This window comes from Pseudomonas sp. FW305-28 (assembly GCF_017351395.1).
Lineage (GTDB): Bacteria > Pseudomonadota > Gammaproteobacteria > Pseudomonadales > Pseudomonadaceae > Aquipseudomonas > Aquipseudomonas fluorescens_AA.
Genome location: NZ_JACNDD010000296.1, coordinates 1 through 1,245, shown reverse-complemented (window position 1 = coordinate 1,245; position 1,245 = coordinate 1). Strand labels below are relative to the sequence as shown.

General features: G+C 55.2%; 2 protein-coding genes. Both read right to left on the bottom strand.

Annotated elements, in window-relative coordinates; all coding sequences use genetic code 11:
* Positions 1 to 37: 37 nt before the first annotated feature.
* Complete coding sequence (locus J4E53_RS30485) at positions 38 to 874, bottom strand: IS3 family transposase (RefSeq protein WP_060739330.1); 837 nt, start codon at positions 872 to 874, stop codon at positions 38 to 40.
* Positions 871 to 1,173, bottom strand: coding sequence for an IS3 family transposase (locus J4E53_RS30875; RefSeq protein ID WP_060739331.1), 303 nt, complete (start codon positions 1,171 to 1,173; stop codon positions 871 to 873). The genes J4E53_RS30485 and J4E53_RS30875 overlap by 4 nt, the downstream gene beginning before the upstream one ends.
* Between the last annotated feature and the right edge of the window lie 72 nt (positions 1,174 to 1,245).

Below are 1,245 nucleotides of genomic sequence, written 5' to 3'. Positions count from 1 at the left end.
TGAACTGGTCAACTAATTTTGGACACCAGTTACGGTTTCATGCTGCCAGTTTCTCCATAGCTACCGGCGACCGGTAGTCGTTGTAGCTATGGAGTCTGACGTTGTTGTAACGCATCACATAACGCTGCACATCCACGCGGGCTTCATGCTCCGAGCTGTAGCCATCTTCTGGCACCCACTCTGACTTCAGGCTCCCAAAGAAACGCTCCATCGGGGCGTTGTCCCAGCACTCACCTTTGCGACTCATGCTTTGCAGGAGTCCATGCTTGCGCATTTCATTCCTGAATTTGTGGCTGGTGTATTGGCAGCCTTGATCGGAATGAAACAGCACCTCTTTTGGGCAACCTCGCAATTGCACCGCCATTCGCAACGCTTCGCAGGTCAGCGAGGCATCGGAAATCATTGAAAACGACCAGCCCACGATCCGGCGAGCAAACAGATCCAGCACCGCCGCGAAATACATCCAGCGCTTGCCGACCTTGATGTACGTCACATCGCCACACCACACCTGGTTGATCGCCGTGACATCAAACTTGCGCTTGAGCACGTGCGGCGCCACCAACGCTTCCACGCCGGAAGATTTGTACTTGTGCCGCCGGCGCTGACGACTGGCAACACCGGCTTCGCGCATCAAGCTGCGAGCCATATGCCGCCCGACACGATGTCCCTTTGCTTGCAGCTCCTTGGAAAGGGTGCGAGACCCCGCGGATGCTCTGGACTCCTTGTGATGCTCGACCAGCACGGCTTTAAGTTTCTCCCGCTCGGGCTTCACTTTGCCTTGGCGCTGACGCCAGGCGTAAAAGCTGCTGCGGTTGACTCCAAACGCCCGACAGCAATTGTTAACGCCGTACTGCTCGTCCAGCTCATTGATCAACGAGAATGATCTTTGGAGTCCAAAAGCAGGAGAGCACTGGCCTTTTTTAGGATTTCAATGTCCAGGTCTTTTTGCCTGAGCAACGCTTTGAGCTGCTGAATTTCACGCTGATCAGCGGTAATCGCCTTGGCGCCCACCGGGGTCGAACCCAAGCGTTCCTTGCGAACCTGATCGACCCAGCGGCGAAGCGCCGTGGGCCCAATATCCAGACTGGCGCAGACTTCGGGAACCGACTGTCCCTCGTCCAGCACCATGCTGGCCGCTTTGAGTTTAAACTCACTGGAGTAAGATTTACGCATAACCAAAACACCTCAGATTTGGGCGCCATCATAGCGCCCGATTGAAGTGTCCAAAATCATTAGGCCAGTTCA